Source organism: Streptomyces sp. NPDC001507 (assembly GCF_042894765.1).
Lineage (GTDB): Bacteria > Actinomycetota > Actinomycetes > Streptomycetales > Streptomycetaceae > Streptomyces.
In genome coordinates this window covers 105,213-127,669 of record NZ_JBIAVV010000003.1, presented here as the reverse complement: position 1 = coordinate 127,669, position 22,457 = coordinate 105,213, and the positions used below count along the sequence as shown (strand labels likewise).

At 71.7% G+C, this 22,457-nt stretch carries 18 protein-coding genes and 1 pseudogene; 2 read left to right on the top strand and 17 right to left on the bottom strand.

What is annotated here, in order from left to right:
- Positions 1–8: 8 nt before the first annotated feature.
- The 8 genes and pseudogenes from ACFY0K_RS10900 to ACFY0K_RS10865 all read right to left on the bottom strand — a co-directional run bounded on the left by ACFY0K_RS10900 (position 9) and on the right by ACFY0K_RS10865 (position 10,424).
- Positions 9–1,169 (bottom strand): SUKH-4 family immunity protein, encoded by a 1,161-nt coding sequence (locus tag ACFY0K_RS10900; protein ID WP_390639988.1) that lies wholly within the window; start codon positions 1,167–1,169, stop codon positions 9–11.
- 394 nt (positions 1,170–1,563) lie between these two features.
- On the bottom strand, positions 1,564–3,876 hold the full coding sequence (locus tag ACFY0K_RS10895; protein ID WP_390639557.1) for a xanthine dehydrogenase family protein molybdopterin-binding subunit: 2,313 nt from the start codon (positions 3,874–3,876) through the stop codon (positions 1,564–1,566).
- Positions 3,873–5,645, bottom strand: a complete 1,773-nt coding sequence (locus ACFY0K_RS10890; RefSeq protein ID WP_390639556.1) for a 2Fe-2S iron-sulfur cluster-binding protein — start codon at positions 5,643–5,645, stop codon at positions 3,873–3,875. The genes ACFY0K_RS10895 and ACFY0K_RS10890 overlap by 4 nt, the downstream gene beginning before the upstream one ends.
- On the bottom strand, positions 5,642–6,535 hold the full coding sequence (locus ACFY0K_RS10885) for an FAD binding domain-containing protein (protein WP_351958210.1): 894 nt from the start codon (positions 6,533–6,535) through the stop codon (positions 5,642–5,644). Before ACFY0K_RS10885 ends, ACFY0K_RS10890 begins: the two co-directional genes overlap by 4 nt.
- A gap of 387 nt (positions 6,536–6,922) precedes the next feature.
- Complete coding sequence (locus ACFY0K_RS10880; protein ID WP_390639555.1) at positions 6,923–8,551, bottom strand: beta-N-acetylhexosaminidase; 1,629 nt, start codon at positions 8,549–8,551, stop codon at positions 6,923–6,925.
- 1 nt (position 8,552) lies between these two features.
- A pseudogene (locus ACFY0K_RS10875) lies at positions 8,553–8,979 on the bottom strand (carbohydrate ABC transporter permease); the annotation flags it as partial.
- A gap of 284 nt (positions 8,980–9,263) precedes the next feature.
- Positions 9,264–9,542 carry a DUF3039 domain-containing protein gene (locus ACFY0K_RS10870; RefSeq protein ID WP_093502368.1) on the bottom strand — a complete coding sequence of 93 codons (279 nt, stop codon included), beginning with the start codon at positions 9,540–9,542 and terminating at the stop codon, positions 9,264–9,266.
- A 309-nt stretch (positions 9,543–9,851) separates the two neighbouring features.
- On the bottom strand, positions 9,852–10,424 hold the full coding sequence (locus tag ACFY0K_RS10865) for a YqgE/AlgH family protein (RefSeq protein ID WP_217545775.1): 573 nt from the start codon (positions 10,422–10,424) through the stop codon (positions 9,852–9,854).
- 251 nt (positions 10,425–10,675) lie between these two features.
- Here ACFY0K_RS10865 and murA point away from each other — a divergent pair, with 251 nt between their 5' ends.
- Entirely contained in the window at positions 10,676–12,016 is a 1,341-nt protein-coding gene (gene murA, locus ACFY0K_RS10860; RefSeq protein ID WP_351958212.1) for a UDP-N-acetylglucosamine 1-carboxyvinyltransferase, read from the top strand.
- Between the two features lie 165 nt (positions 12,017–12,181).
- Here the strand turns inward: murA and ACFY0K_RS10855 are convergent, their stop codons facing one another.
- The 6 genes from ACFY0K_RS10855 to ACFY0K_RS10830 all read right to left on the bottom strand — a co-directional run bounded on the left by ACFY0K_RS10855 (position 12,182) and on the right by ACFY0K_RS10830 (position 19,480).
- The gene (locus ACFY0K_RS10855; RefSeq protein WP_089106629.1) at positions 12,182–12,463 is read right to left on the bottom strand and encodes an HU family DNA-binding protein; all 282 of its coding nucleotides are present in this window, start codon (positions 12,461–12,463) and stop codon (positions 12,182–12,184) included.
- A gap of 295 nt (positions 12,464–12,758) precedes the next feature.
- Positions 12,759–14,162 carry an NAD-dependent malic enzyme gene (locus ACFY0K_RS10850; RefSeq protein ID WP_390639554.1) on the bottom strand — a complete coding sequence of 468 codons (1,404 nt, stop codon included), beginning with the start codon at positions 14,160–14,162 and terminating at the stop codon, positions 12,759–12,761.
- A 362-nt stretch (positions 14,163–14,524) separates the two neighbouring features.
- The gene (locus tag ACFY0K_RS10845) at positions 14,525–16,876 is read right to left on the bottom strand and encodes a HelD family protein (RefSeq protein WP_390639553.1); all 2,352 of its coding nucleotides are present in this window, start codon (positions 16,874–16,876) and stop codon (positions 14,525–14,527) included.
- A 60-nt stretch (positions 16,877–16,936) separates the two neighbouring features.
- Positions 16,937–17,758 (bottom strand): anti-sigma factor family protein, encoded by an 822-nt coding sequence (locus ACFY0K_RS10840; RefSeq protein WP_382722320.1) that lies wholly within the window; start codon positions 17,756–17,758, stop codon positions 16,937–16,939.
- Positions 17,758–18,279, bottom strand: a complete 522-nt coding sequence (locus ACFY0K_RS10835) for a sigma-70 family RNA polymerase sigma factor (protein WP_010039908.1) — start codon at positions 18,277–18,279, stop codon at positions 17,758–17,760. Before ACFY0K_RS10835 ends, ACFY0K_RS10840 begins: the two co-directional genes overlap by 1 nt.
- A 598-nt stretch (positions 18,280–18,877) precedes the next feature.
- Positions 18,878–19,480, bottom strand: coding sequence for a CGNR zinc finger domain-containing protein (locus ACFY0K_RS10830; RefSeq protein WP_390639552.1), 603 nt, complete (start codon positions 19,478–19,480; stop codon positions 18,878–18,880).
- Positions 19,481–19,800: 320 nt separating this feature from the next.
- Here ACFY0K_RS10830 and ACFY0K_RS10825 point away from each other — a divergent pair, with 320 nt between their 5' ends.
- The gene (locus ACFY0K_RS10825; protein ID WP_351958216.1) at positions 19,801–20,337 is read left to right on the top strand and encodes a peptidoglycan-binding domain-containing protein; all 537 of its coding nucleotides are present in this window, start codon (positions 19,801–19,803) and stop codon (positions 20,335–20,337) included.
- Here ACFY0K_RS10825 and ACFY0K_RS10820 read toward each other — a convergent pair.
- The 3 genes from ACFY0K_RS10820 to ACFY0K_RS10810 form a co-directional block, all read right to left on the bottom strand.
- Positions 20,288–20,803, bottom strand: a complete 516-nt coding sequence (locus ACFY0K_RS10820) for a helix-turn-helix domain-containing protein (protein ID WP_390639551.1) — start codon at positions 20,801–20,803, stop codon at positions 20,288–20,290. The genes ACFY0K_RS10825 and ACFY0K_RS10820 overlap by 50 nt on opposite strands.
- A 243-nt stretch (positions 20,804–21,046) precedes the next feature.
- Positions 21,047–21,364 (bottom strand): hypothetical protein, encoded by a 318-nt coding sequence (locus ACFY0K_RS10815; RefSeq protein ID WP_390639549.1) that lies wholly within the window; start codon positions 21,362–21,364, stop codon positions 21,047–21,049.
- A gap of 162 nt (positions 21,365–21,526) precedes the next feature.
- Entirely contained in the window at positions 21,527–22,375 is an 849-nt protein-coding gene (locus ACFY0K_RS10810; protein WP_390639548.1) for an alpha/beta hydrolase, read from the bottom strand.
- Positions 22,376–22,457 lie beyond the last annotated feature (82 nt).

Genomic DNA, 22,457 nt, shown 5'->3' with positions numbered 1-22,457 from the left:
CCGTCCCGCTACAGCACCCCACCCGCCTCGTCCTGGAACAGCTCCGTCCAGTAGTGCCAGTCGGCGTCCGTCGTGGCCGGGGTGGGGTCGATGGTCGCGAGGGTGTGGAGCATGGTCGCGGCGAGCTGGTCGTAGGCCTCGGTGGTGAGTTCGTGGTTCAGGTGCTCGTCGATGGTGCGCTCGTGGTGCAGGAGCCAGAGGGTGTAGGCGAGCGTGGAGATGTCCGTGTTGAGGGGGTAGAGGGTCGCCTCGGGCTCGGAGAAGTTGAGGATCGCTCCGGTGGAGCCGTCCACGACGAGGCTGTTGTCCTCGACCAGGTAGCCGAGGCGTATGAGCCGGTCGGCGTGGGCCGGGAGGTCGTCCAGGGGGAAGCCGCCGGTGTGGATGTCCGCGAAGTACTCCCAGAGGGTGGGGAGCGGGGCGTCCGGGTCGAGGTGGAAGACGACCGCGTCCTCCGGGAGGCCGGTCTCGCGCAGGAAGCGGCGGGTCGGCTCGTGGGTGAGCGTGGGCGGGAAGTCGACCTCCTCGAAGCGGGCCACCCGGCCCTGCCCGAACTCCTGGTCCAGGAGCCGGGTCGGCAGGTCGACGGCGAGCCCGGAGTCCGTGCCGGGGCCGGCGATCAGGCTGAGCGGGCGGATCAGGGCCGTCGCCTTCCAGTACGGCGGGACGCGGCCGGCCGTGCCCTCCTCGAAGAGCTCAAGGAGCCTGCGGGAGGCCTCGGTCGCCGCCTTCGTGCCGTGCGTCCCGGCGAGGGAGGCGAAGCGGCCGCGCAGGCCCGTCAGTTCCTCGGTGACCGCGGCGAAGCGCAGCAGGGTCTCCAGCGAGGGGGCGAGCGGGCGCGGGTCGGTGGGGTCGATGAGGTAGGCCGTGCTGATCTCGCCGGTGCCGCCGTCGAGGAGGATCGACTCGGTGTCCAGGCCGGCCGGGGCCAGCAGCTCCCCGATCACCAGGCGGTCCCGGAGCTCCTCCGCGAGCCGGGCCGGGCCGTCCGTGGCGTCCGCCAGGGTGCGCAGGCCGACCGTGCGCAGCGGCTCGAAGGTCAGCAGGCCGCCGCTCTCGGGCAGTCCGGGGCCGGTGAGCCAGCTGCGGGTGGGTTCGTGCGTGACGTACCGGTCCAGTTCGGCCTCGGTCAGCGTGATCGCCGTCGCACCGCTGCCGGTCGTGCTGATCGTGCTCATCGCTGCCCCCGCGATCAAAGAGTTCAAGACGTGCAAGTCGTTCCGAGTGGTGCGCCGTGCGTAGATGCCGGAAGTCAGCAGGGCATGACGGGCCGTCCGGGCTTCCCCTCCGGAACGGCCGTCCCCACTGCCAGAACACTACGCCGCGGCACTGACAACGCCCCCAGAAGAGACGCCGGACGCCCCTCGACCGTTCCGCCCCGGTGGGAATCGTCTCCACCGTCTGTGCCACGGCGAGCTCCGGCATGTCCAGCCACGGTCCCAACGGCCCAAAGCCCGGCCGGAGTTCCGCGTCCGGTCCGCGATCGACCACGCGGCCCCGTACCCGGTCCTGGACCGCCCGGCCTCCCGTTCCGCCGCGGCGGTCGCCGCGGCACCGGAAGGGTCACTGCCCCGTGACCACCGCTGCCTGTGGGCGGATCGGGAGGCGGTTGACGGGGCGGCCGGTCGCGGCGCGGACGGCGGAGGCGATGGCGGCCGGGGAGGTCACCACGGGTACCGCGCTGACCGACTTGGCGCCGAAGGGGGCGACCACGTCGCGTTCCTCGACGAGCTTGACGATCCGGATGTCGGGTGCGTCGAGGGCGGTCGGCAGGGCGTAGCCGGTGAGGTCGGGGTGGCGGATCAGGCCGCGCGGGGTGCGCAGGTTCTCCGTCAGGGCGATGCCGACGCCCTGCGTGACGCCGGCCTCGATCCGGGCGTTGAGCTGGGCCGGGTTGAGGATCCGGCCGACGTCCTGGGCGACGGCCAGCTCCACGACCCGCACCGAGCCGAGTTCGATGTCGACGTCGACGACCGCGCGGATCGCGCAGAAGGCGAGGCCGACGAAGGCGTCGCCCTGGCCGTCGCCGTTCAGCGGCTCGGTGGGGTGCGGGCGGCACTGCGCGGTGGCCCACAGCTCCTTGCCGTCCAGCGCCTCGGTGACGGTGGTCGACAGGACGCCGTCGTACGAGGTGATCTTGCCGTCGGTGATCTGGAGCAGTTCGGTGGACATGCCGAACTTGTGGGCGAGGGGCTGGAGGAGCTGGGTGCGGACCATCTTGGCCGCGCGTTCCACGGCGCCGCCGGAGACCCAGGTGTGGCGGCCGCGGCAGCCGGGGCCGGCCGGTGGCTGGTCGGTGTCGACGGGGGCCACGTGGACCTCGTCGACACCGAGGGTCTCCTGGACGATCTGGCGGGCCAGCGTGGTGAAGCCCTGGCCGGTCTCCACGGCCGCGCAGAGCACGGTCGCGATGCCGTCGTGGACCTTGACCGTGGCCGTCGAGACCTCGTCGGCGCCCTCCGCGCCGAGCATGTGCACCATGCCGAGGCCGTAGCCGACGCCCCGGCGCACGGCGCCCGGTTCGCCCGCGCCCTCGGGGCCGCCGGGCAGCAGCCACTCGTCCTCAGGGCTGTCCTTGGGAAGCTGCGGGAGCGGGAAGTCCCGTACCGCCTGGAGGAGTTCGGCGACCGGGGCGGGGCAGGTCACGGTCTGGCCGATGGGCAGGAGGTCGCCGGTGGCGAGCGCGTTGCGCAGGCGGATCTCGGCCGGGTCGAGGCCGAGCTTCTTCGCCAGCTTGTCCATCTGCGCCTCGTAGGCGGCGCAGACCTGCATGGCACCCTCGCCGCGGACGTGTCCTGAGGGCGGGTTGTTGGTGCGGACGGCCCAGCCCTCGATGAAGGCGTTGGGGACGACGTACGGGCCGCAGGCGAAGGAGACGGCGGCCGCCAGGGACTCGGCGGAGGTGTCGGCGTAGGCGCCCGCGTCCAGCAGGATCTGCGCCTCGACCTTGACCAGCTTGCCCTCGGCGTCGGCGTGGTGCCGGTAGCGGAGCAGGGTGGGGTGGCGGTGCGCGTGGCCGAGGAACGACTCCTCGCGGGTCGCCGTGAGCTTGACCGGGCAGCCGGTCTTCAGGGCGAGCAGGCCGAGCGGCAGCTGGAAGCCCTGGTCCTCGCGGTCGGCGGTGGCGCCCGGCACGCCGGTGACGACGATCTTCACCTGTTCGAGCGACAGGCCGTAGCAGGCGGCGGCCGTGTTGCGGTCGGTGTGCGGGTCGGTGGAGGCCAGGTAGAGCTCGACGCCACCGTCAGGGCGGGGCACGGCGAGTCCGGCCTCGGCACCGATGGGGGCGGGGTCGGCGCGGCCGATGCGGTACTGGCCCTCGACCACGATCTCGCCGGTCGCGTCCGGGTCGCCGTGCTGGAGCGGGATGTGCCGGATCAGGTTGCCGTCGGGGTGCAGCGGCTCGGCCTCGAACGCCTGCTCGGGGTCGATGACCGGGTCGAGCACCTCGTACTCGACGATGACGGCGGCGGCGGCCATGCGGGCGGTGTCCGGGTGGTCGGCGGCGACGGCCGCGATGGGCTCGCCGTGGTGCCGTACGACCTCGGAGGCGAAGACCGGGCGGTCCGGGGTGCCCCGGCCGTGGCGCGGGGTGCCGGGCACGTCCTCGTGGGTGACGACGGCCCGTACGCCGGGCATCTCGCGCGCGTGGCTGGTGTCGATCGACACGATGCGCGCGTGCGGGTGCGGGGAGCGCAGCACGGCCGCCCACAGCAGGCCTTCGGCCCACAGGTCGGCCGCGTACGGGAAGGTGCCCTCGGTCTTCGCGCCGGCGTCGGCGGCCGGCAGCGACACGCCGAGGCCGTGCGGCAGCGGCTCGGCGGCGGGGACGGGGGTCTCCGCGGCGGTGGTCGTGGCGACGGTCTCGTTCGTCACGCCTGGCCTCCGTCCGGGCCGTAGGGCTGGTCGTCGTAGCTCTGGTTCTGGCTCTGCTCGTCGAACGACTGGTTGCCGCCGAAGGTCTGGTTCCCGCCGAACGACTGGTCGCCGCCGAACGACTGGTTGCCGCCGAAGGTCTGGTTCCCGCCGAACGACTGGTTGCCGCCGAACGACTGGTTGCCGCCGTACGACTGGTCGTACGCCTGCTCGTGCGGGATCTGGATTCCGGCCCCGAAGGTGCGCGGGGACTCGAACGCCGAGGCGTTGACGCCGCCGGCACCCGGTCCCGCCTGATGCGGAATACGGGCCTCGTCGCCGTCCGTCTCAGCGTCGGCGGCGGCATGTGCCTCGCGTTCGGCGACGACCTCGTCGACGGCGTCCAGGACGCCCCGGTAGCCGGAGCAGCGGCAGAGGTTGCCGCACAGGGCCTGGCGGGTCTCCAACTCGGTGGGCGCCGGGTTGCCCTCCAGCAGGTCGTGGACGGTCATCGCCATGCCGGGGACGCAGAAGCCGCACTGGACGGCTCCGCAGCGGGCCAGGGCGCGCTGCACGTCCGAGGGGCGGCCGTCCTGGGCCAGGCCCTCGACCGTGCGGACCTCGCTGCCGGCGGCGGTCACCGCGGGGACCAGGCAGGAGGCGACCAGGCGGCCGTCGACCTGGACGTTGCAGGCGCCGCACTCGCCCTGCGAGCAGCCGTCCTTGGCGCCGGCGAGGCCGAGGCGTTCGCGGAGGACGTACAGGAGGGACTCGCCGATCCAGGCGTCGGTGACGGGGCGGTCGGCGCCGTTGACGCGCAGGACGTAGGAGGCGAGGGGGTGGTCGTCGACCGCCTCGGCCTCGCCGTCGGCGTGCTGGGTCCCCGCCGCACCGCTCGCCTCGTCGGGCGCGGGTGGCCCCTGCGGGGCGGACTCGCCGTCGGCGGCCCGCGGGTCGTGGGCGGGGTGCGAGCCGGTCGCGGCGTGGGGCGCGTCGGCCTCGGCGGCGTCGGCCGGGCCACCGAACGCGGCCGGTTCGCCGGCGCCGGGTGCCGCACCGACGGCGCGCAGTTCGCCGGTGCCGGACGGCCGGCCGACCGTGTACGGTTCGCCGATCTCCCCCGATTCGCCCCGTTCGCCCCCTTCGCCCCCGTCCGGCGCGTCGGCCACAGGCGGCGCGCCGACGGCCTGGGAGGTGAGTCGAGTGGCCGGCGTGTCGCCATGGCCCGCGGGGGGCCCAGCGGGCGATCCAGGGGCCTCCGCGGGGTGTTCCCAGGCCGGGGTCTGCGTCACCCAAGGCGCGGAGGCACCGCCCGGCAGGGTCGTCGGCGGCGTGCCGCCCCACTGCTCCATGAGCGCGGATGTGGTGAACTCGCCCGATTCGTCCGGAGAGTCGCCGCTCGCGACCGGGATCGACCACTGGCCGGTCACGTCGTGGCCGGGCGCCGGCGGCGGCTCCTCGTACGTCCACTGCTGCGTCGAGGCCGGGTTGTACGTGAACCGGTCGCCGACGGGCTGCTCCTGCGGGACCGCGTTCGGGTCGGGCCACCGGGCACCGTCGGCCGGCGCGCCCCAGGTGTCGGTGCCGGGGGCGGCCGCTATCTGCGGCGGCACATAGCCGTGTCCGGGCGCGGCCAGCGGACTGTCGGCGGACAGCAGGGCCTCGATGCCGCCCTCGGGAAGCTTCACGAACGCGGTCGCGCCGTCGTCGTAGTCGCCCTGGGGCAGCGGGTCCCAGCGGCGGCCGCCACCGCTCGCGGGCGCGCCCTCTCCGTGCTGGTCGTCGGTCATGACAGCGCCCTCCCCAGTGCTCGTCGGGCCAGCGCGGCGACGGTGCGCCGCAGGTGCAGTACGGCGGGCGGAAGCGCCGGCACCGTGCCGTCGGGCTCGGGGGCCGGGTCCGGGATGCAGGCGGCCGCGACGTACTCGCCGAAGGCGGTCAGCGCCTCCGGGACGAGCGCGCGGTCGTTGTCCCAGTCGATCAGCCGGGCCACCCACTGTTCGGCGTCCAGGGGCCTGAGCGGCATCGGCGCTATGGCGCCGACGGCGCATCTGACCCCGCGCCGCGCGGGGTCGAGGACGAGCGCCACGGAGGCCACCGAGCGGCCCGGTCCGGTGCGGCCGGTCGCCTTCAGGAAGACCTGCGGGGCGTGCAGCAGCGGCACCCGCACGAAGCCGATCAGCTCGCCCGCGCGGAGCATCTCCACGCCGGCCAGCAGGTGCGACACCGGGATCTCCCGGCGGGATCCGCCCGGCCCCGCGATGATCAGCGTCGCCTCCAGGGCGGCGAGCACCGGCAGCGCGTCCCCGGTGGGCGCGGCCGTGGCGATGTTGCCGCCCAGGGTGCCTGCGTTGCGGATGTGCGGCGGACCGGCGGCCCGCGCGGCGGCGGCGAGCGCCGGGATCAGGGCCGCGAAGTCGGGGCGGCCCATGCGCGCGTGCGTGAGCCCGGCACCGAGCAGGGCGTTGCCGTCCTGGTACTGCCAGCCGCGGATCTCGCTGATCCGGCCGAGGCCGACCAGGGCTGCGGGCCTGAGCTGTCCGGAGTTGACGGCGGCCATCAGGTCGGTGCCGCCCGCGACGGGGACGGCGGCGGGCATGTCGGTGAGGGCCGCCACGGCCTCGTTCAGCGTCGTGGGCAGCGTGACGGACTGCCCCGCCTGCGGTGCGTGCGTGGTCAAAACCGGCTGCCCCTTCCCGCTGCCCCACCTGGTCCCACCTGTGTGGCCGTACGGTACGTGCTCACAGGGCGGACGTGGCAACTCTGGCACATCTTCGCAAGCCTCGAACGCACGGGTCCGCTAGGAGGCATTCGCCCACTTCATCGGCTACTTGGTCCGTTTTCGTCCCCCATCGCCGGTGCGCACCGATTGACACTCTTCGGTGATCCTTGGGGTCTTTTTCCATTACGCGTTCGGGACGAGAGCGCCCCTTACGGGGCGCCGGGGGTACCCCCGGGCGAAGGCCGGGGGAGGAACTGCGCGACCAGACACGACGGCGCCGCGGACGGGAGACCGCACCCCCGCGGCCCCTCCAACCGCACCCCCGCGGCCCCTCCAGCGGAGCGCTCAGCGGGCCGGGGGCGGCCCGTCGAGGGGGCGGCCGGGGACACCGGGGCGCTGCTGCCACGGCAGGGGGCCGGCCGGCGGGCGGTAGGCGACCCCCAGGGCGTCGAGCCGCCGGTAGTGCGCGGCCATGCGTCGCTCGAAGCCGGTGAAGTCCCTTTCCCCGGGGGCCGGGAGCGCGCTCCAGGCGACCTCGGCGAAGGCGGCGAGCCGGGGGAAGGCCTGGTAGTCCACGCGCGCGTGGTCCTCCATCACCTCGGTCCAGACGTTGGCCTGGGTGCCGAGAATCCGCCGTGCCTGGGATTCGTCGAGCTCCGCCGGAACGGGCTCGAACCGGTACACGTCCTCCAGGGTGCGGACGTATCCGATCGGCACCGGCTCGTCCGCGCCGCCGGCCTGCCGGTGGTCCAGGTACACGTACTGCTCGGGGCACATGACGACGTCGTGGCCGGCCCGCGCGGCCGCGATCCCGCCGCCGTAGCCGCGCCACGACGAGACGGCAGCGCCCTCGGCGATCCCGCCCTCCAGGATCTCGTCCCAGCCGATGAGGCGGCGCCCGCGCGCGGAAAGCCACTTCGCGAAGTGGCCGATGAACCACGACTGCAACGCGTCCTCGTCGGCGAGCCCGAGTTCCTTGATGCGGGCCTGTGCGGCGGGCGAGGCCCGCCACTGGTCCTTCGGGCATTCGTCGCCGCCGACGTGAATGAACTCCGAGGGGAACAGCTCCAGCACTTCCTCGAACACCCCCTCGTAGAAGTGCAGGGTGTTGTCAGTGGGGGCGAGTACGTTCGGAGAGATCCCCCAGGAGTCCCAGACGGAGAGGGCGGTGGTGTCGATGACGTCGGTGTTGCCGAGTTCCGGATACGCGGCGACGGCGGCCTGCGAGTGTCCCGGTACGTCGATTTCGGGGACGACCGTGATATGCCGCTCGGCCGCGTAGGCGACGATCTCCCGGATGTCGTCCTGGGTGTAGTAACCGCCGTGCGGCTTCTCCTCCCACAGGGGTGACGCCCGATGACCGAATTTCGTCCGGGTGCGCCAGGAGCCGACCTCGGTGAGCCGGGGGTACCGCTCGATCCGCAGGCGCCAGCCCTGGTCGTCCGTCAGGTGGAAGTGGAAGACGTTGAGTTTGTGCGCCGCCATGAGATCGAGGTAGCGCAGCACGCCTTCCTTGGGCGTGAAGTGCCGGGCCACGTCGAGCATGAGGCCGCGCCAGGAGAATCGGGGGGAGTCCTCGATCACCTGGTGCGGGATGCCGTACCGGATCCCGGGGCGTACGGGAGCCCGGCGGAAGGCCTCGGGGCCGAGCAGTTGGCGCAGGGTCTGGGCACCCCAGAAAACGCCCGCGGGACCGCCACCGCGGATTTCCACCCCCCAGTCGGCGATCACGCTCAGGCGGTAAGCCTCGGGCTCCAGTGAGTCGTCCAGGTGCAGTCGTACGGCGTTGCGGGCGTCCTCGGGGCCAGGTCGCAGCGGCACCCCGGCGGCGCCGACCGTGGCGCGCAGCCAGCGCTCCGTTCCCTCGGTGCCGGGAGCGGCCCACAGCGTGGTGTCCTCGTCGATCAGGACACCGCATCGCATCGGCCCCTCGACACTGCGCGGCGCCGGAATCAGATCCGTCTCTGAAGTCATGTCAGTCCTTAACCGCTCCGCCCGGTACGGAGACCAGGCGTCGCTGCACGAGTACGAAGAACACCCAGGCCGAGATGGAGGAAAACAGGATCGTGGCCACCAGGCCGAACAGGACGAGCGGGAAAAGGATCTCCTTTCACGAATCCCCGCATCTGGAAGAAGAGGGGGATGGCCAGGGCCGCCACGGACACCGTCCGGGCCACAAGAAGCGTGATCAACAGGGTGGTGCGGAAGCGGAACCGGAATCGGGTCACGGCGGTGGCCGCGAGAAAGGCGGTCAGCGCCGGGACGATGACCACACGGCCCGCGACGACCAAACCGCTGACGAACCAGCGGCCGAATTCCTGCTGCCCGAAGACCCGCCGGAAGAAGTCCAGAGAGGGCGAGAGGGTCCACGGCCGGAGCCGGTCCGACTCGATCTCCCCGGCCGCCGGGCGAACCCGCACACAGGATTCACGACGGTCACAGCTCCTCCCCCTGCCGGCGCAGCAGCCGGTGAGGAGTGCAGGGGTCTCAAGCGTTGCATTATGTGCAACGATGGTTTCGCTCTGCACAACACGAGAGAGTACGGACAAGACGAGCAGGCCGACAAGAGGTCTCGACCATTCCGCGGGCCGGGACGCACCCCGCGCAACGCACGAGCACGACAAAAGCCCCGAAGCACACCAAAGTGCCTCGGGGCCTCAGAGAGCCGAGCTGTCAGACCTGGGGGTTACTTGTCCTTGCCCTCGCCGTCGCCGCCGCTGCCCATGGATTCGTAGATCTCCTTGCACATGGGGCACACGGGGTACTTCTTCGGGTCGCGGCCGGGCACCCACACCTTGCCGCACAGCGCCACGACGGGGGTGCCGTCGAGGGCGCTCGCCATGATCTTGTCCTTCTGGACGTAGTGGGCGAAGCGCTCGTGGTCGCCGTCGCCGTGGGACACCTGCGGCGTCGGCTCTACGAGGGTCCCCGTACCAGTCCCGCGCTCGGGCTCAAGAGTGCTCATAAGGGCCAAGGGTAATCAACCGCCGAGAACTATGGATCCCAGGCTTGCGCAACGGGCACCGCCGGCCGCGGCGCTCCGTTCGCGTCCGGTCCCGCCTCACGTACGCGAGGACGGGACGGGGGCCGTTGACCGGGCCCCGCGGCGCCACAACTCCCACGCGCGAGCGCGGATGTCGCGGGAGCCGTTCTGTCGGTGCGCTCGCATTCGGCGCATGTGCAGGAGCTACGTGGTGGCACGTGAAGCGTCGCTGGGTGGCCATGAGGACCGCCGCTCTCGAACGGCCTGACCGACGCCCGAAAGAGCGATCCATCAGTTGAGCGAGGGGTCGTCCGGGTAGGTGGCCACCATCGCGAGCTCGTTGCGCTGGCGGCGCAGGACCTCGCGCCAGAGTCTTTCCGGGGACGGGGAGGAGACGTCGCCGGGTTCGGACTCGACGACGTACCAGGCACCCTCGACCAGTTCGTCCTCCAGCTGGCCGGGGCCCCAGCCGGCGTAACCGGCGAAGATCCGCAGGGAGCCGAGGGCCGAGGCGAGCAGCTCCGGCGGGGCCTCCAGGTCGACCAGGCCGATCGCGCCGTGCACCCGGCGCCAGCCGAGCGGGGCCCGGTCGCCGTTGGCCCCGCCGGGGATGACCGCGACGCCGAGCGCGGAGTCCAGGGAGACCGGGCCGCCCTGGAAGACGACCCCCGGCTCGCCCGCGAGCGAGGCCCAGCCCTCCAGGATGTCGCCGACGTCCACCGGGGTGGGGCGGTTGAGGACGACACCGAGGGAGCCCTCCTCGTCGTGGTCGAGAAGGAGCACCACCGCACGGTCGAAGTTCGGGTCCGCCAGGGCGGGCGTGGCCACGAGCAGCCGCCCTGTGAGCGAGGACACCTCGGTCATGCCTGACATGATCCCGCATCTTCCCCTCGCATGGGGAGCCAATCCGGGTCCACGGGTGAATGCAGCTCAGGGCGGAAGGGAGCGTCCCCGGCGCACGGTCACCAGCGGTGACCCCATGCGTCCGGTTAGGCACCGTTCGTGTTGTGACACAGCTATGACGTAGCTGGGTGGTCCGTGGGCTTACGGGAGGGGGCCGATGGGCGATTACTCTGTCTTTCCAGCCCTGCCCAACTCCATGGAACGCGAGATTCATGACCGTCAACGACGATGTCCTGCTTGTCCACGGCGGCACCCCGCTGGAGGGCGAGATCCGTGTCCGCGGTGCGAAGAACCTCGTACCGAAGGCCATGGTCGCCGCCCTGCTGGGCAGTGCACCCAGTCGGCTGCGCAACGTTCCGGACATCCGTGACGTGCGGGTCGTACGCGGCCTGCTGCAGTTGCACGGGGTGACGGTACGTCCGGGCGAGGAGCCCGGTGAGCTGGTGCTCGATCCGACGTACGTGGAGAGCGCGAACGTCGCTGACATCGATGCCCACGCCGGGTCCAGCCGCATCCCGATCCTGTTCTGCGGCCCGCTGCTGCACCGCCTCGGCCACGCGTTCATCCCGGGCCTCGGCGGCTGCGACATCGGCGGCCGGCCGATCGACTTCCACTTCGACGTGCTGCGGCAGTTCGGCGCGACCATCGAGAAGCGCGCGGACGGCCAGTACCTGGAGGCGCCGAAGGGGCTGCGCGGCACGAAGATCCAGCTGCCGTACCCGTCCGTCGGCGCGACCGAGCAGGTGCTGCTGACGGCCGTACTCGCCGAGGGCGTCACGGAGTTGTCGAACGCGGCCATCGAGCCGGAGATCGAGGACCTCATCTGCGTGCTGCAGAAGATGGGCGCGATCATCGCCATCGACACCGACCGCACGATCCGCATCACCGGCGTGGACAAGCTCGGCGGGTACACCCACCGGGCCCTGTCGGACCGTCTGGAGGCCGCGTCCTGGGCGTCGGCGGCGCTGGCGACCGAGGGCAACATCTACGTCCGGGGCGCCCAGCAGCGCTCGATGATGACGTTCCTGAACACCTACCGGAAGGTGGGCGGTGCCTTCGAGATCGACGACGAGGGCATCCGCTTCTGGCACCCCGGCGGCCAGCTGAAGTCCATCGCGCTGGAGACGGACGTGCACCCCGGCTTCCAGACCGACTGGCAGCAGCCGCTCGTGGTCGCCCTGACCCAGGCCACCGGCCTCTCCATCGTCCACGAGACGGTCTACGAGTCCCGCCTCGGCTTCACCTCCGCGCTGAACCAGATGGGCGCTCACATCCAGCTCTACCGCGAGTGCCTGGGCGGCTCGGCGTGCCGCTTCGGCCAGCGCAACTTCCTGCACTCCGCGGTCGTCTCAGGCCCGACCAAGCTGCAGGGCGCCGACCTGGTCATCCCCGACCTCCGCGGCGGCTTCTCGTACCTGATCGCCGCCCTCGCGGCCCAGGGCACCTCCCGCGTCCACGGCATCGACCTCATCAACCGCGGCTACGAGAACTTCATGGAGAAGCTCGTAGAACTCGGCGCCAAGGTGGAACTGCCGGGCAAGGCACTCGGCTGACGCCTGCGAGGGCGGTACGACGATGGGGCGGCCCCTGGTGGAGGGGCCGCCCCATCGTCATGTTCAGCCGCGTCGGCGGACGCGCCCCGAAGGGGCGTGGGGAACTGCGCGACCAGCCACAGCGGGCCCGCAGTCACCCACGGCGCTCAAGCGGAGCGCCTCGGCTCACTTGCCCTTGGCGGATTCCTTGAGCTTCGAGCCCGCGGAGACCTTCACGCTGTAACCGGCGGGGATGTTGATCGGCTCGCCGGTCTGCGGGTTACGCGCGGTGCGAGCGGCACGGTGGGTGCGCTCGAAGGTCAGGAAGCCGGGGATGGTGACCTTCTCGTCGCCCTTGGAGACGATGTCGCCGACGACGTCGGCAAACGCGGCCAGCACGGCGTCGGCGTCCTTGCGAGTCACCTCGGCACGGTCGGCCAGCGCGGCCACCAGCTCACTGCGGTTCATGTTGTTACTCCCGTGTTCTTCTTGCCATTGAGGCGTGCCACGCGGCGGAGCCGCATGTTGGGCCGGGACGCATCCTGCCCCCACCTGCGGCGGGAACGCCAATCCGGTGCCGCCCATACCCTACGGGTGGGCCGAAGGGGGGGTTTCACGACGCGCCGATCGGATGGCGTGGCAAGTTTCACAAACGTTTGCCTGGGGGCTGCTGCCCCCAGACCCCTGCATCATGCACCGGCGTCGCGTTTCGGCTGCCGGCCGGTGGGGGCTGGTCGCGCAGTTCCCCGCGCCCTACGGGGCGCTACGCGCCCTTCGCCGCTTCCCGTACCGCTCCCGCCACCGCTCCCGCGACCTTCTCGTTGAAGACGCTCGGGATGATGTAGTTCGGGTTCAGCTCGTCCTCCGTGACCACGTCGGCGAGGGCCTTCGCGGCCGCGAGCATCATGTCCGTGTTCACCGTACGGGACTGGGCGTCCAGGAGCCCTCGGAAAACACCCGGGAAGACCAGCACGTTGTTGATCTGGTTCGGGAAGTCGGAGCGGCCGGTGGCCACCACGGCGGCCGTCTGACGGGCGATCGCCGGGTCGACCTCGGGGTCCGGGTTCGCGAGTGCGAACACGATCGCGCCGTCGGCCATGGCGGCCACGTCGTCGCCGTCGAGGACGTTCGGGGCGGAGACGCCGATGAAGACGTCGGCGCCGCGCACGGCCTCCTTGAGGGTTCCGGTGAGGTTCTCGGGGTTGGTGTTGTCGGCGATCCAGCGCAGCGGAGAGTCGGCGGGGGCGCCCACCAGGTCCTCGCGGGCGGTGTGCACGACCCCGCGGATGTCGGCGACGACGGCGTTCTTCACGCCGGCCGCGAGCAGCAGCTTGAGGATGGCCGTACCGGCCGCGCCGGCGCCGGACATGACGACCCTGATGTTCTCAATTGCCTTGCCGGTGCAGCGAAGTGCGTTCGTGAGGGCGGCGAGGACGACGATCGCGGTGCCGTGCTGGTCGTCGTGGAAGACGGGGATGTCCAGGGCCTCGCGGAGACGGGCCTCGATCTCGAAGCAGCGGGGGGCCGAGATGTCCTCCAGGTTGATGCCGGCGAACCCGGGGGCGATCGCCTTGACGATCTCGACGATCGCGTCGGTGTCCTGGGTGTCGAGGCACAGCGGCCAGGCGTCGATGCCGGCGAACCGCTTGAAGAGGGCCGCCTTGCCCTCCATGACCGGCAGGGCGGCCTTCGGGCCGATGTTGCCCAGGCCCAGGACCGCCGAGCCGTCCGTCACGACCGCAACGGAGTTGCGCTTGATGGTGAGGCGGCGCGCGTCCTCGGGGTTCTCCGCGATCGCCATGCACACGCGGGCCACGCCCGGGGTGTAGATCATGGAGAGGTCGTCACGGTTGCGGATGGGGTGCTTGGACTGCATCTCGATCTTGCCGCCGAGGTGCATGAGGAACGTACGGTCCGAGACCTTGCCGAGGGTGACGCCCTCGATGCCGCGCAGCTGCTGCACGATCTGGTCGGCGTGCGCGGTCGAGCTGGCGGCGATGGTGACGTCGATGCGGAGCTTCTCGTGGCCGGACGCCGTGACGTCGAGGCCGGTCACCGAGCCTCCGGAGGACTCCACGGCGGTGGTGAGCTGCGAGACGGCGGTTCCGCTCGCGGGCACCTCCAGCCGGATGGTCATCGAGTAGGAGACGCTGGGCGCCGTTGCCATGGCCGACTTCCTTCGTTGTGTCACCGTGTCGCTGGTTTTGCCGTCCGATCGTCGCACCTACCGCCGGGTAGGCGTTAGCCGGGCCTGATTGCGTACGTATTGTTCGCGCAAAAAAGAGGCCCACGTCACAGGGGACGTGGGCCTCTTCCTACGTTCATGACACCGACCCGCCATGCTCGCCTCGCGGCAAGTGGTCGCTCGTAGCGACGAAGGTTGGGCCCGGGGGCTTGGATCGGGCCGGTGTCACGACAAGGCTAACAAACAGATCCCGCGCGGCCATTCCCGTCCGCGGACTTCACAGGAAAACCCCGGCGGAACCAGCCGAACGGGCCTGCCACGGACCGTGGCAACCGGCCCCGCCGTCAGTCCCTGAGCAGGTCCGGCACCCCCGCCGCGTCCGGCACGTCCCGCTCCCCGGAGACCACCGTCAGCTGCTGCGTCGCCCGGGTGAGGGCCACGTAGAGCACGCGCAGCCCGGCCGGGGACTCGTCGGCGATCTCCGCGGGCGAGACGACGACCGTGGCGTCGTACTCCAGGCCCTTGGCCTCCAGGCTGCCGAGGGCCACCACCCGGTCGCCGAGCCCGGCCAGCCAGCGGGCGGCCTCGGCGCGCCGGTCCATGGCGACGACCACGCCGACCGTGCCGTCGACCAGGTCGAGCAGCCGCTCGGCCTCGGCCCGCACGGTCTTCTCGAGCGAGTCGCGAGCGACGCTGAAGCGGGGCTCGACGCCGGTGGAGCGGACCGCCGAGGGGGCCTTGGAGCCGGGCATGGCGAGGGCCAGGACCTTGGCCGCGAGTTCGGCGATCTCGGACGGGTTGCGGTAGTTCACCGTGAGCTCGAAGCGGCGGCGCGGGCGGGTGCCCAGGGCCTCGTCACGGGCCTCGGCCGCCTCGTCGGGGTCGGACCAGGAGGACTGGGCCGGGTCGCCGACGACCGTCCAGGTGGCGTGCCGGCCCCGGCGGCCGACCATCCGCCACTGCATCGGGGTGAGGTCCTGCGCCTCGTCGACGATGACGTGGGCGTACTCGACCCGTTCCTGGGCGAGCCGCTCGGCGCGCTCGCGCTGCGACTCCTCGCGCACCGGCATCAGCTCCTCCAGGCCGGTGAGCTGGTCCAGCGGGTCCAGGTCGCGCTTCTTCCGGGGGCGGGCCGGGGTGCCGAGGATGGCCTGGAGCTCGTCGAGCATGGCGATGTCGTGGACGGTGCGGCCGTCCCGCTTCAGGGAGCGGGCCACCCGGCGGACCTCGCCGGGGTTGAGGATGCGGCGGGCCCAGCGGCCCAGGCGTCTCTCGTCGGCCATGGCCGCGAGGACGGTCTGCGGGGTGAGCTCGGGCCACCAGGCGTCGAGGAACTCGACGAAGGGGTCCTCGGTGAGGATGTCCTCGTCGAAGGAGGAGCGCAGTTCGGCGGCGAGCTCCGGGTCGGTGTGCCGGCCGGCCGCGCCGGAGCGGGCCCACAGGGCGTCCAGGAGGAGCTTGCGGGCGCGGGGGCGGAGCAGGTTGACCGGGGCGGTGCCGCCCAGCGCGTTGTGCCGGATGCGGTCGAGTTCCTCGGCCTCCAGCTCCAGGCGGCGGTTGAAGGCGACGACCCTGAGCCGGGTCGGTGAACCGTTCAGCTCCAGGGCGCCGCGGGCGGCCTTGCGCAGCACCCGGAGCATCCGGGAGGAGCCCTTGGCGCGGGCGGTGGCCGGGGTGTCGTACAGGGTGGCCTCGGCGCCGTCGACCAGGGAGCCGATGGCGCGGATGGCGACCTGGCCCTCCTCACCGAGGGACGGGAGGACGCCCTCGGTGTAGGCGACGAGGAGCGGGGTCGGGGAGACGATCAGGATGCCGCCCGCGTACCGGCGCCGGTCCTGGTAGAGCAGGTAGGCGGCGCGGTGCAGGGCGACGGCGGTCTTGCCGGTCCCGGGGCCGCCCTCGACGTAGGTGACGGAGGCGGCGGGGGCGCGGATGACCAGGTCCTGCTCGGCCTGGATGGAGGCGACGATGTCCCGCATGGTGTGGCTGCGGGCCTGGCCGAGGGCGGCCATCAGCGCGCCGTCGCCGATGACGGGCAGCGTGTCGCCGTCGAGGAAGGCGGTCAGCTCGGGGCGCATCAGGTCGTCCTCGACCCCGAGGACCCGTCGGCCCTTGGAACGGATCACCCGGCGTCGTACGACACGCCCGGGATCGACCGGGGTGGACCGGTAGAAGGGCGCGGCGGCCGGGGCCCGCCAGTCGATGACCAGCGGGGCGTAGTCCTCGTCGAGGACGCCGATGCGGCCGATGTGCAGGGTCTCGGCGATGTCGGCGGTGTTGTCGTCGCGGACCGCGCCCTCGGCGGGTTCCACGGCGGTGTAGGCGCCGTCGGGGCCCTTCTTGCCGTCCTTGCCGAGGAGCAGGTCGATGCGTCCGAAGAGGAAGTCCTCGAACTCGTTGTTGAGCCGGTTCAGGTGGATGCCCGCCCGGAAGACCTGCGCGTCGCGTTCGGCGAGCGCGCCGGGGGTGCCTACCTGACCGCGTTTGGCCGCGTCCTCCATCAGGAACTCCGCCTCGTGGATCTTCTCCTCGAGACGGCGGTACACCCGGTCGAGGTGTACCTGTTCGACGCTGATCTCACGGTCTCGGACGGAATCCTGGACCGCGTCCCGGAGCGAGTCCTGGACGGAGTCCTGTGCGGAATCCCGATCCGAGCCGTGAGAGCCGACCGCGGATTGCTGAGCCTGAGCGGCCACCGGGCCCCCTTCTGACGTGCTGGGCAGCCGTCAACCGTACGCGAAGGGGGCCCGTCGAAGCTACGCGCTGACCGAGACGAGCTTCTTCCCGTCGAAGGTCATGACCTCGAAGTGGTCGATCTGGTTGGGGCTGAAGGCGGCCCCGCCGTGCACGTAGAGGGGATCCTTGGCCTTCGCCGACTTGGCGTCGGTGATGCCGTATCCCCAGGTCGGGACGGACCAGGAGGTCACCGTCTCGCGCTCGCCGTTCTTGCCCACGGCGATCAGCGAGCACTTCTTCGGGCCGGTGACGTTCTTGAGCTGGAGGACCGCGTGGGTGCCCCAGTCCTTCTTCTCCAGAGCGACGGTCGCGGTGACGTGGGTCGTCGGGTCCGTGGCCGTCTTCTTGTCGGTCATGGTCTGGAAGGCCGCCTGCGCGGGTCCCGTGGCCATGTCCGCGGTGCCGCTGTCCGAGGAGCCGCTCAGCGCCACGCCGGCCGCCGTGCCGCCGGCGATCAGCACGACCGAGGCGGCCAGTGCGAAGATGTTCCGCCTGCTGCGGACCTTGCGCTTCTCGGAGACCTCCACGACGAGTTTCTCGACCATCCGCGGGCTGGGCTTCGCGGACAGCGACTCACCGATGGACGGATTGCTTCCGGAGCCCGGCAGATCCGCCAGGGCCGCGAGCATGGGCTCCATTCCGGCCAGCTCGTCGAGCTGCTGGGCGCACCATTCGCACCCGGCCAGATGGGCCTCGAAAGCGGTTGCCTCGGCGTCGTCGAGAATCCCGAGCGCATACGCGCCGACAGTCTCGTGCTCATTGGGCACCGGAGATTCCTGCATAGCACCAGACATACCCGAACCACCTGTGCCGAACCCGCCGTGCCCCCCGTACACACTCATCACGCCGTCACCCCCCGCTCCTCCAGTGCCAGCTTCATCGACCTGAGGGCATAGAACACCCGCGAACGGACGGTGCCGCTGGGTATACCCAGCGTTTCGGCCGCCTCGTTGACGGTACGCCCCTTGAAGTACGTCTCGACGAGCACCTCCCGGTGGGCCGGGGTCAGGTCGTCGAGCGCGTCCGACAGCGTCATCAGCCACAGCGCCTTGTCGATCTCGTCCTCCGCGGGGATGACCTCCAGCGGCGACGGATCGACCTCCTGCGGCCGGGCCTGCCGGCTGCGGTGACCGTCGATGACGATGCGGCGAGCGACCGTCACCAGCCAGGGGCGTACAGATCCGGTCGCCCGATTGAGCTGGCCGGCGTTCTTCCAGGCACGGATGAGTGTCTCTTGCACGACGTCCTCGGCGCGTTGCCGGTCACCGGCGACCAGCCGAAGGACATACGCAAGGAGAGGTCCGGCGTGCTCCCGGTAGAGAGCACGCATCAGCTCCTCATCAGGCTCCGAGGGCTGGGACATGCGATGTCGGGCCCTCGATCCACGTTCATTGGCCACGGCCGCATCCTTGCGCACGCCCACCTCCGGTGTCCGGGGGTTCCCCCAGTCGGTCGCTCCCCCACCGGTACGGAAGTGACTCGCGGCGTGTTCAACAAGACCCCACATTTTTCCGCGAGGTGCCATGACGAGCGGGACATGACCCCACATTCCCACCGCGTGATCTTTACATTTCCGACACAACGTCCAAGGCGGCCGGGTTGCCCGTACTCACCCGTCACCAAACGGAGTGTTGTCGAAATCACTTTCGCGGAGCTTCGATGAAGGTCCGGCAGAAGCCGCGAATGGGACGGGAGTTGGCATGTGGAGTGACGGCGGTCACGCGCGCGGACAGGTGCTCGCGCACGGACCGGGGAACGGTTCACGTGCGGACTGAGGAGTGGTCCACACGCGGACGAGGAGTGGTTCACCCACGGACTGAGGAGTGGTTCACCCACGGACGAGGAGTGGTTCACCCATGGACTGAGGAGTGGTTCACCCGCGGACGAGGGGTGGTTCACGCGCGGAGGAGGAGTGGTCCACTCACGGACGAGGAGTGGTCCACTCACGGACGAGGAGTGGTTCACGCGCGGGCGAGGGCGGCGCGGCGCCGGTGCCGGGCCACCCGCTCGCGGTTCCCGCAGACCTCGCTGGAGCACCAGCGGCGCCGGCGTCCCCGGGAGGTGTCCAGGTACACCAGCGGGCAGTTGTCGCCCTCGCACTCCCTGACCGCCGCCCGCGCGACGGGGTCGGTGAGCAGCTCCACCGCGTCCCGGGCGACGGCGGCGAGCAGCGCCGCGCAGCCCGGCGGCCCGGCCAACTCCCGGACCAGGTACCCGTCCTCGCCGGGCACTGCGCGCGGAGCCGGGGGCGCGGCTGCGCGGGCGACGTCGTTGACGCGGGCGAGCGCGAGGCCGTACGACCGGACCCCAGGGGTGTTCGTGCCGCGCACCAACTGCCCGACACACCCCCGCAGTTCCCGGAAACCGACCAGCCAGCCGGCGTCGGCGTGGGCCAGCGGGGTGTCCGGCGGGACGAGTCCGGATCCGGTGATCCAGGCCCGTAGCGGTTCGACCCCGTCGAGCCGTTCGCCGGGATGCGTGGTCGCGAGCAGATCGAGACAGATCCGCCCGGCGTCGAAGCGCAGCTCGTACGCGGACGCGGTCGCGGCCGTACCCAGTGCCATGTGCCTGTCACCGCCTAGGACAGGGGAACCGTTCTGTTCACAGTGCCCGGTGCGACGGGCGGCCGGAAGTCCTCGGGCCGGTGTTCCGCCGTAGGCCCTCCGCAGGTGTCCCGCCGTCCCACCGTTCCGCGGAGTTCCCGGGCGGCCCCGCTCCGGGCGGGGACGCCGGTGCCCGGCGCGCGGGCCGTCCCCGTTCGGCCCGGATACCCCGGCAGACCTCGCCGTCCCCGGCCGCGGGCCCCGACTCTGTGTCCTGCGAACGCACAGCGAGCCGCCCCAGGGGGATCCGCGAGGGACGGCGGTTCAGAAGGGACACGTTCATGAGCATGCGCATCCGGGTCGTCGCGACGGCGACGGCCGTACTGCTGGGCGCCGGCGGCCTGGCCCTGGCACCGGCCGCGGGCGCCGCCGCGCCGTACCACGGCATCGACGGCGGCGGCGCGGTCACCGACGACTGGCAGGACGAGGAGAACCTCGGCGTCGACGACTACGCCACGAGCAACGCGACGGCCCTGTGGGAGACCGTCCTGTGGGCCGACGGTGCCCAGTACCAGGACGACGACGGCGACTCGCACCCGTTCGAGAAGAGCAAGATCGACGGCTCGTTCGGCCCGGAGACCGAATCGGCCACCCAGTGGTGGCAGGAGCACTTCGGCCTGTCGGACAACGACGGCGTGGTCACCGAGCAGAGCTGGACCTTCGCCCAGCAGCGGCTCACCGGCCCGGCCGCGGGCAGCGCCGTCACCTTCCACGGCACCGCGCACAACGCCACGTTCAAGCGGATCAGCGGGAAGTACCGGGTGCGGATCAAGGGCACGGGTTCCTGGAAGATCGCGTACTACGACCAGCGCGGCTGAGCGCACCGTGGGGGCGGGCGACGACGGTGTCGCCCGCCCTGCGGGGCAGCGCCCACAGCAGCCCGGCGGCCAGCACCACGGCGAGCACGGACGCGGCGACGGCGGCGATCCGCCATCGCCCTCGGCCTGTGGGGACCCCGAGCGGCCCGGCTGACTCCGGCGGCCGGGCCACCAGGGTCGCCACCGGCTCCGGCGCGCCCTGCGGCCACGCCTGCTCGGCCAGCTCCCACAGCGCCAGGACCCGCGCCTGGTCCCCGCCGGCCAGCCGGCACAGCACCTGCGCGGCGGCCCGCGGCGGCATCCGGTCGCCGCTCAGATAGCGCTGCCAGGACGACTTGCTGTACGCGGTGCGCCGGGCCAGTCCGGCGAGGCTGAGCCCGGTACGGCCCTTCAGGACCCGCAGTTGCTCGACCAGGTGCCGGGCCTCGCGCGGCAGCGTGGCCGGCAAGGGCTGCCAGCGTGTCATGTTCCGTCCCCGTCCCCGTCCCCGTTCCTGTCCCCCGTGTGCCGAGGTCCGGCGCCAGCGTGCCGCCCGCCGGCCCGGATCCGGCAGAGCGCACACCTGCGGAGCGGGGCACGGCCCGTCGCACGCGCGCGGCCGCACGGGACGGCCCGGCGCGCCCGGGAGGGGACGGACCGGAGTGACGGGCCACGGGCCGCCCGCTACGGCCCGCTGCCGCCGGGCGGTCCCCAGAACGTCGTACGCCGGTCAGCCCGTCCGCTCATCGCCCGTGGCGAAGAACCGCCGCACGTACTCCCCCGGCGGCAGCCCGCTCTCCCGCATGAGGGAGAACACCTCGGCCCCCTCGCCCGGCGTCCCGTCGATGCGGAACGACTCGGCGAAGCCGGTGTACTCGACCTCGTCGAGCACGTCGCAGTACGCGATCGCCTCGGCCTCCGCACGGCCGATCGCCTCGTCCGGCGAACGGGCGGTCCACAACGTGACCCGCTCCTCGTACACGCCGAGGACGCGATGCCGGAACACGCACCGCACTCCGTACCAGGCCGAGCCCGCTTCTCCGGACATCGCTGTCCCCCATCTGCCGGCAACGACCACACAGATCACGGTGATACCAGTCCGGGTGCCCGGTCGCGACAGGCGCCCCCGTCCAGGACGGTGGACCGGGACGCCTGTCGTGAGCGTCAGCTGACCGTCTTCGTGAGCGTCAGCCGACCGCCTGGGCGGGCGTCAGCTGACCGCCTTGGCGGCGTCCGTGATGAGGCCGGCGACGGTCCTGGGGTGACTGATCATCGCGACGTGCGAGGAATCCGGGACTTCGACGACCTTGCGCGCGTTCGCACGGCTGTACATCCAGCGCTCGCAGGCCGCCGGGATCGCCTTGTCCTGTCCGGCGACTAGCCCCCAGACCGGGATCGTCTTCCAGGCCGCGGCCGTGGTCGGGTAGGTGAAGGAATCGGCGTCGAACGGCCGCTGCGTGGCCTGCAGCACCCGGAAGTCGGCGGCGGAGATGTCGGCGGCGAAGGCGGCCTGGCCGTCCTTGCTCAGGTACAGGTCGGTTCCGGTGGTGCCGTCGGCCTTCGTGTACGGCACCGGCACGCTCACCGGCAGGACCTCGCTGCCGGGGAACTTGCCGATGAGGTCCGCCTGCGTCTCGCCCACGTCGGGCACGAACGCCGCGATGTAGACCAGCGCCTTGACGTTGCTCTTCCCGGCGGCGGCGTTCGTGATGACCGTTCCGCCCATGGAGTGCGCGACCAGCACGACCGGTCCGCTGATGGAGTCCAGCAGGCTCGCGATGTACGGGGCGTCGGTCGGAATGCCTCTCAGCGGGTTCGAGCCGCAGACCGTGGTGTAGCCCTTGGCCTGCAACTCCCCGATGGTGGCGTTCCAGCAGGACGAGTCGGCGTAGCCGCCGTGCACCAGCACGATCGTGGGCTTCGCCTTCGGCCTCTCCGCACCGGTACCGGCCGGGGCCGCCGCGGCGGCCGTTCCTTCCGAGCCGGCCGTCACCGCCGCCGCCCCGGCCATCGCCGCTCCGGCGGCCAATATCTTGCGGCGGGAAACCTCGGTACTCATGGAACTCCTCACACATCGGGGTCGACACCTCAACGGACATACCGTCAGGAGTTCAGCGTGGACGGCCGATTCGGCTGCCGAC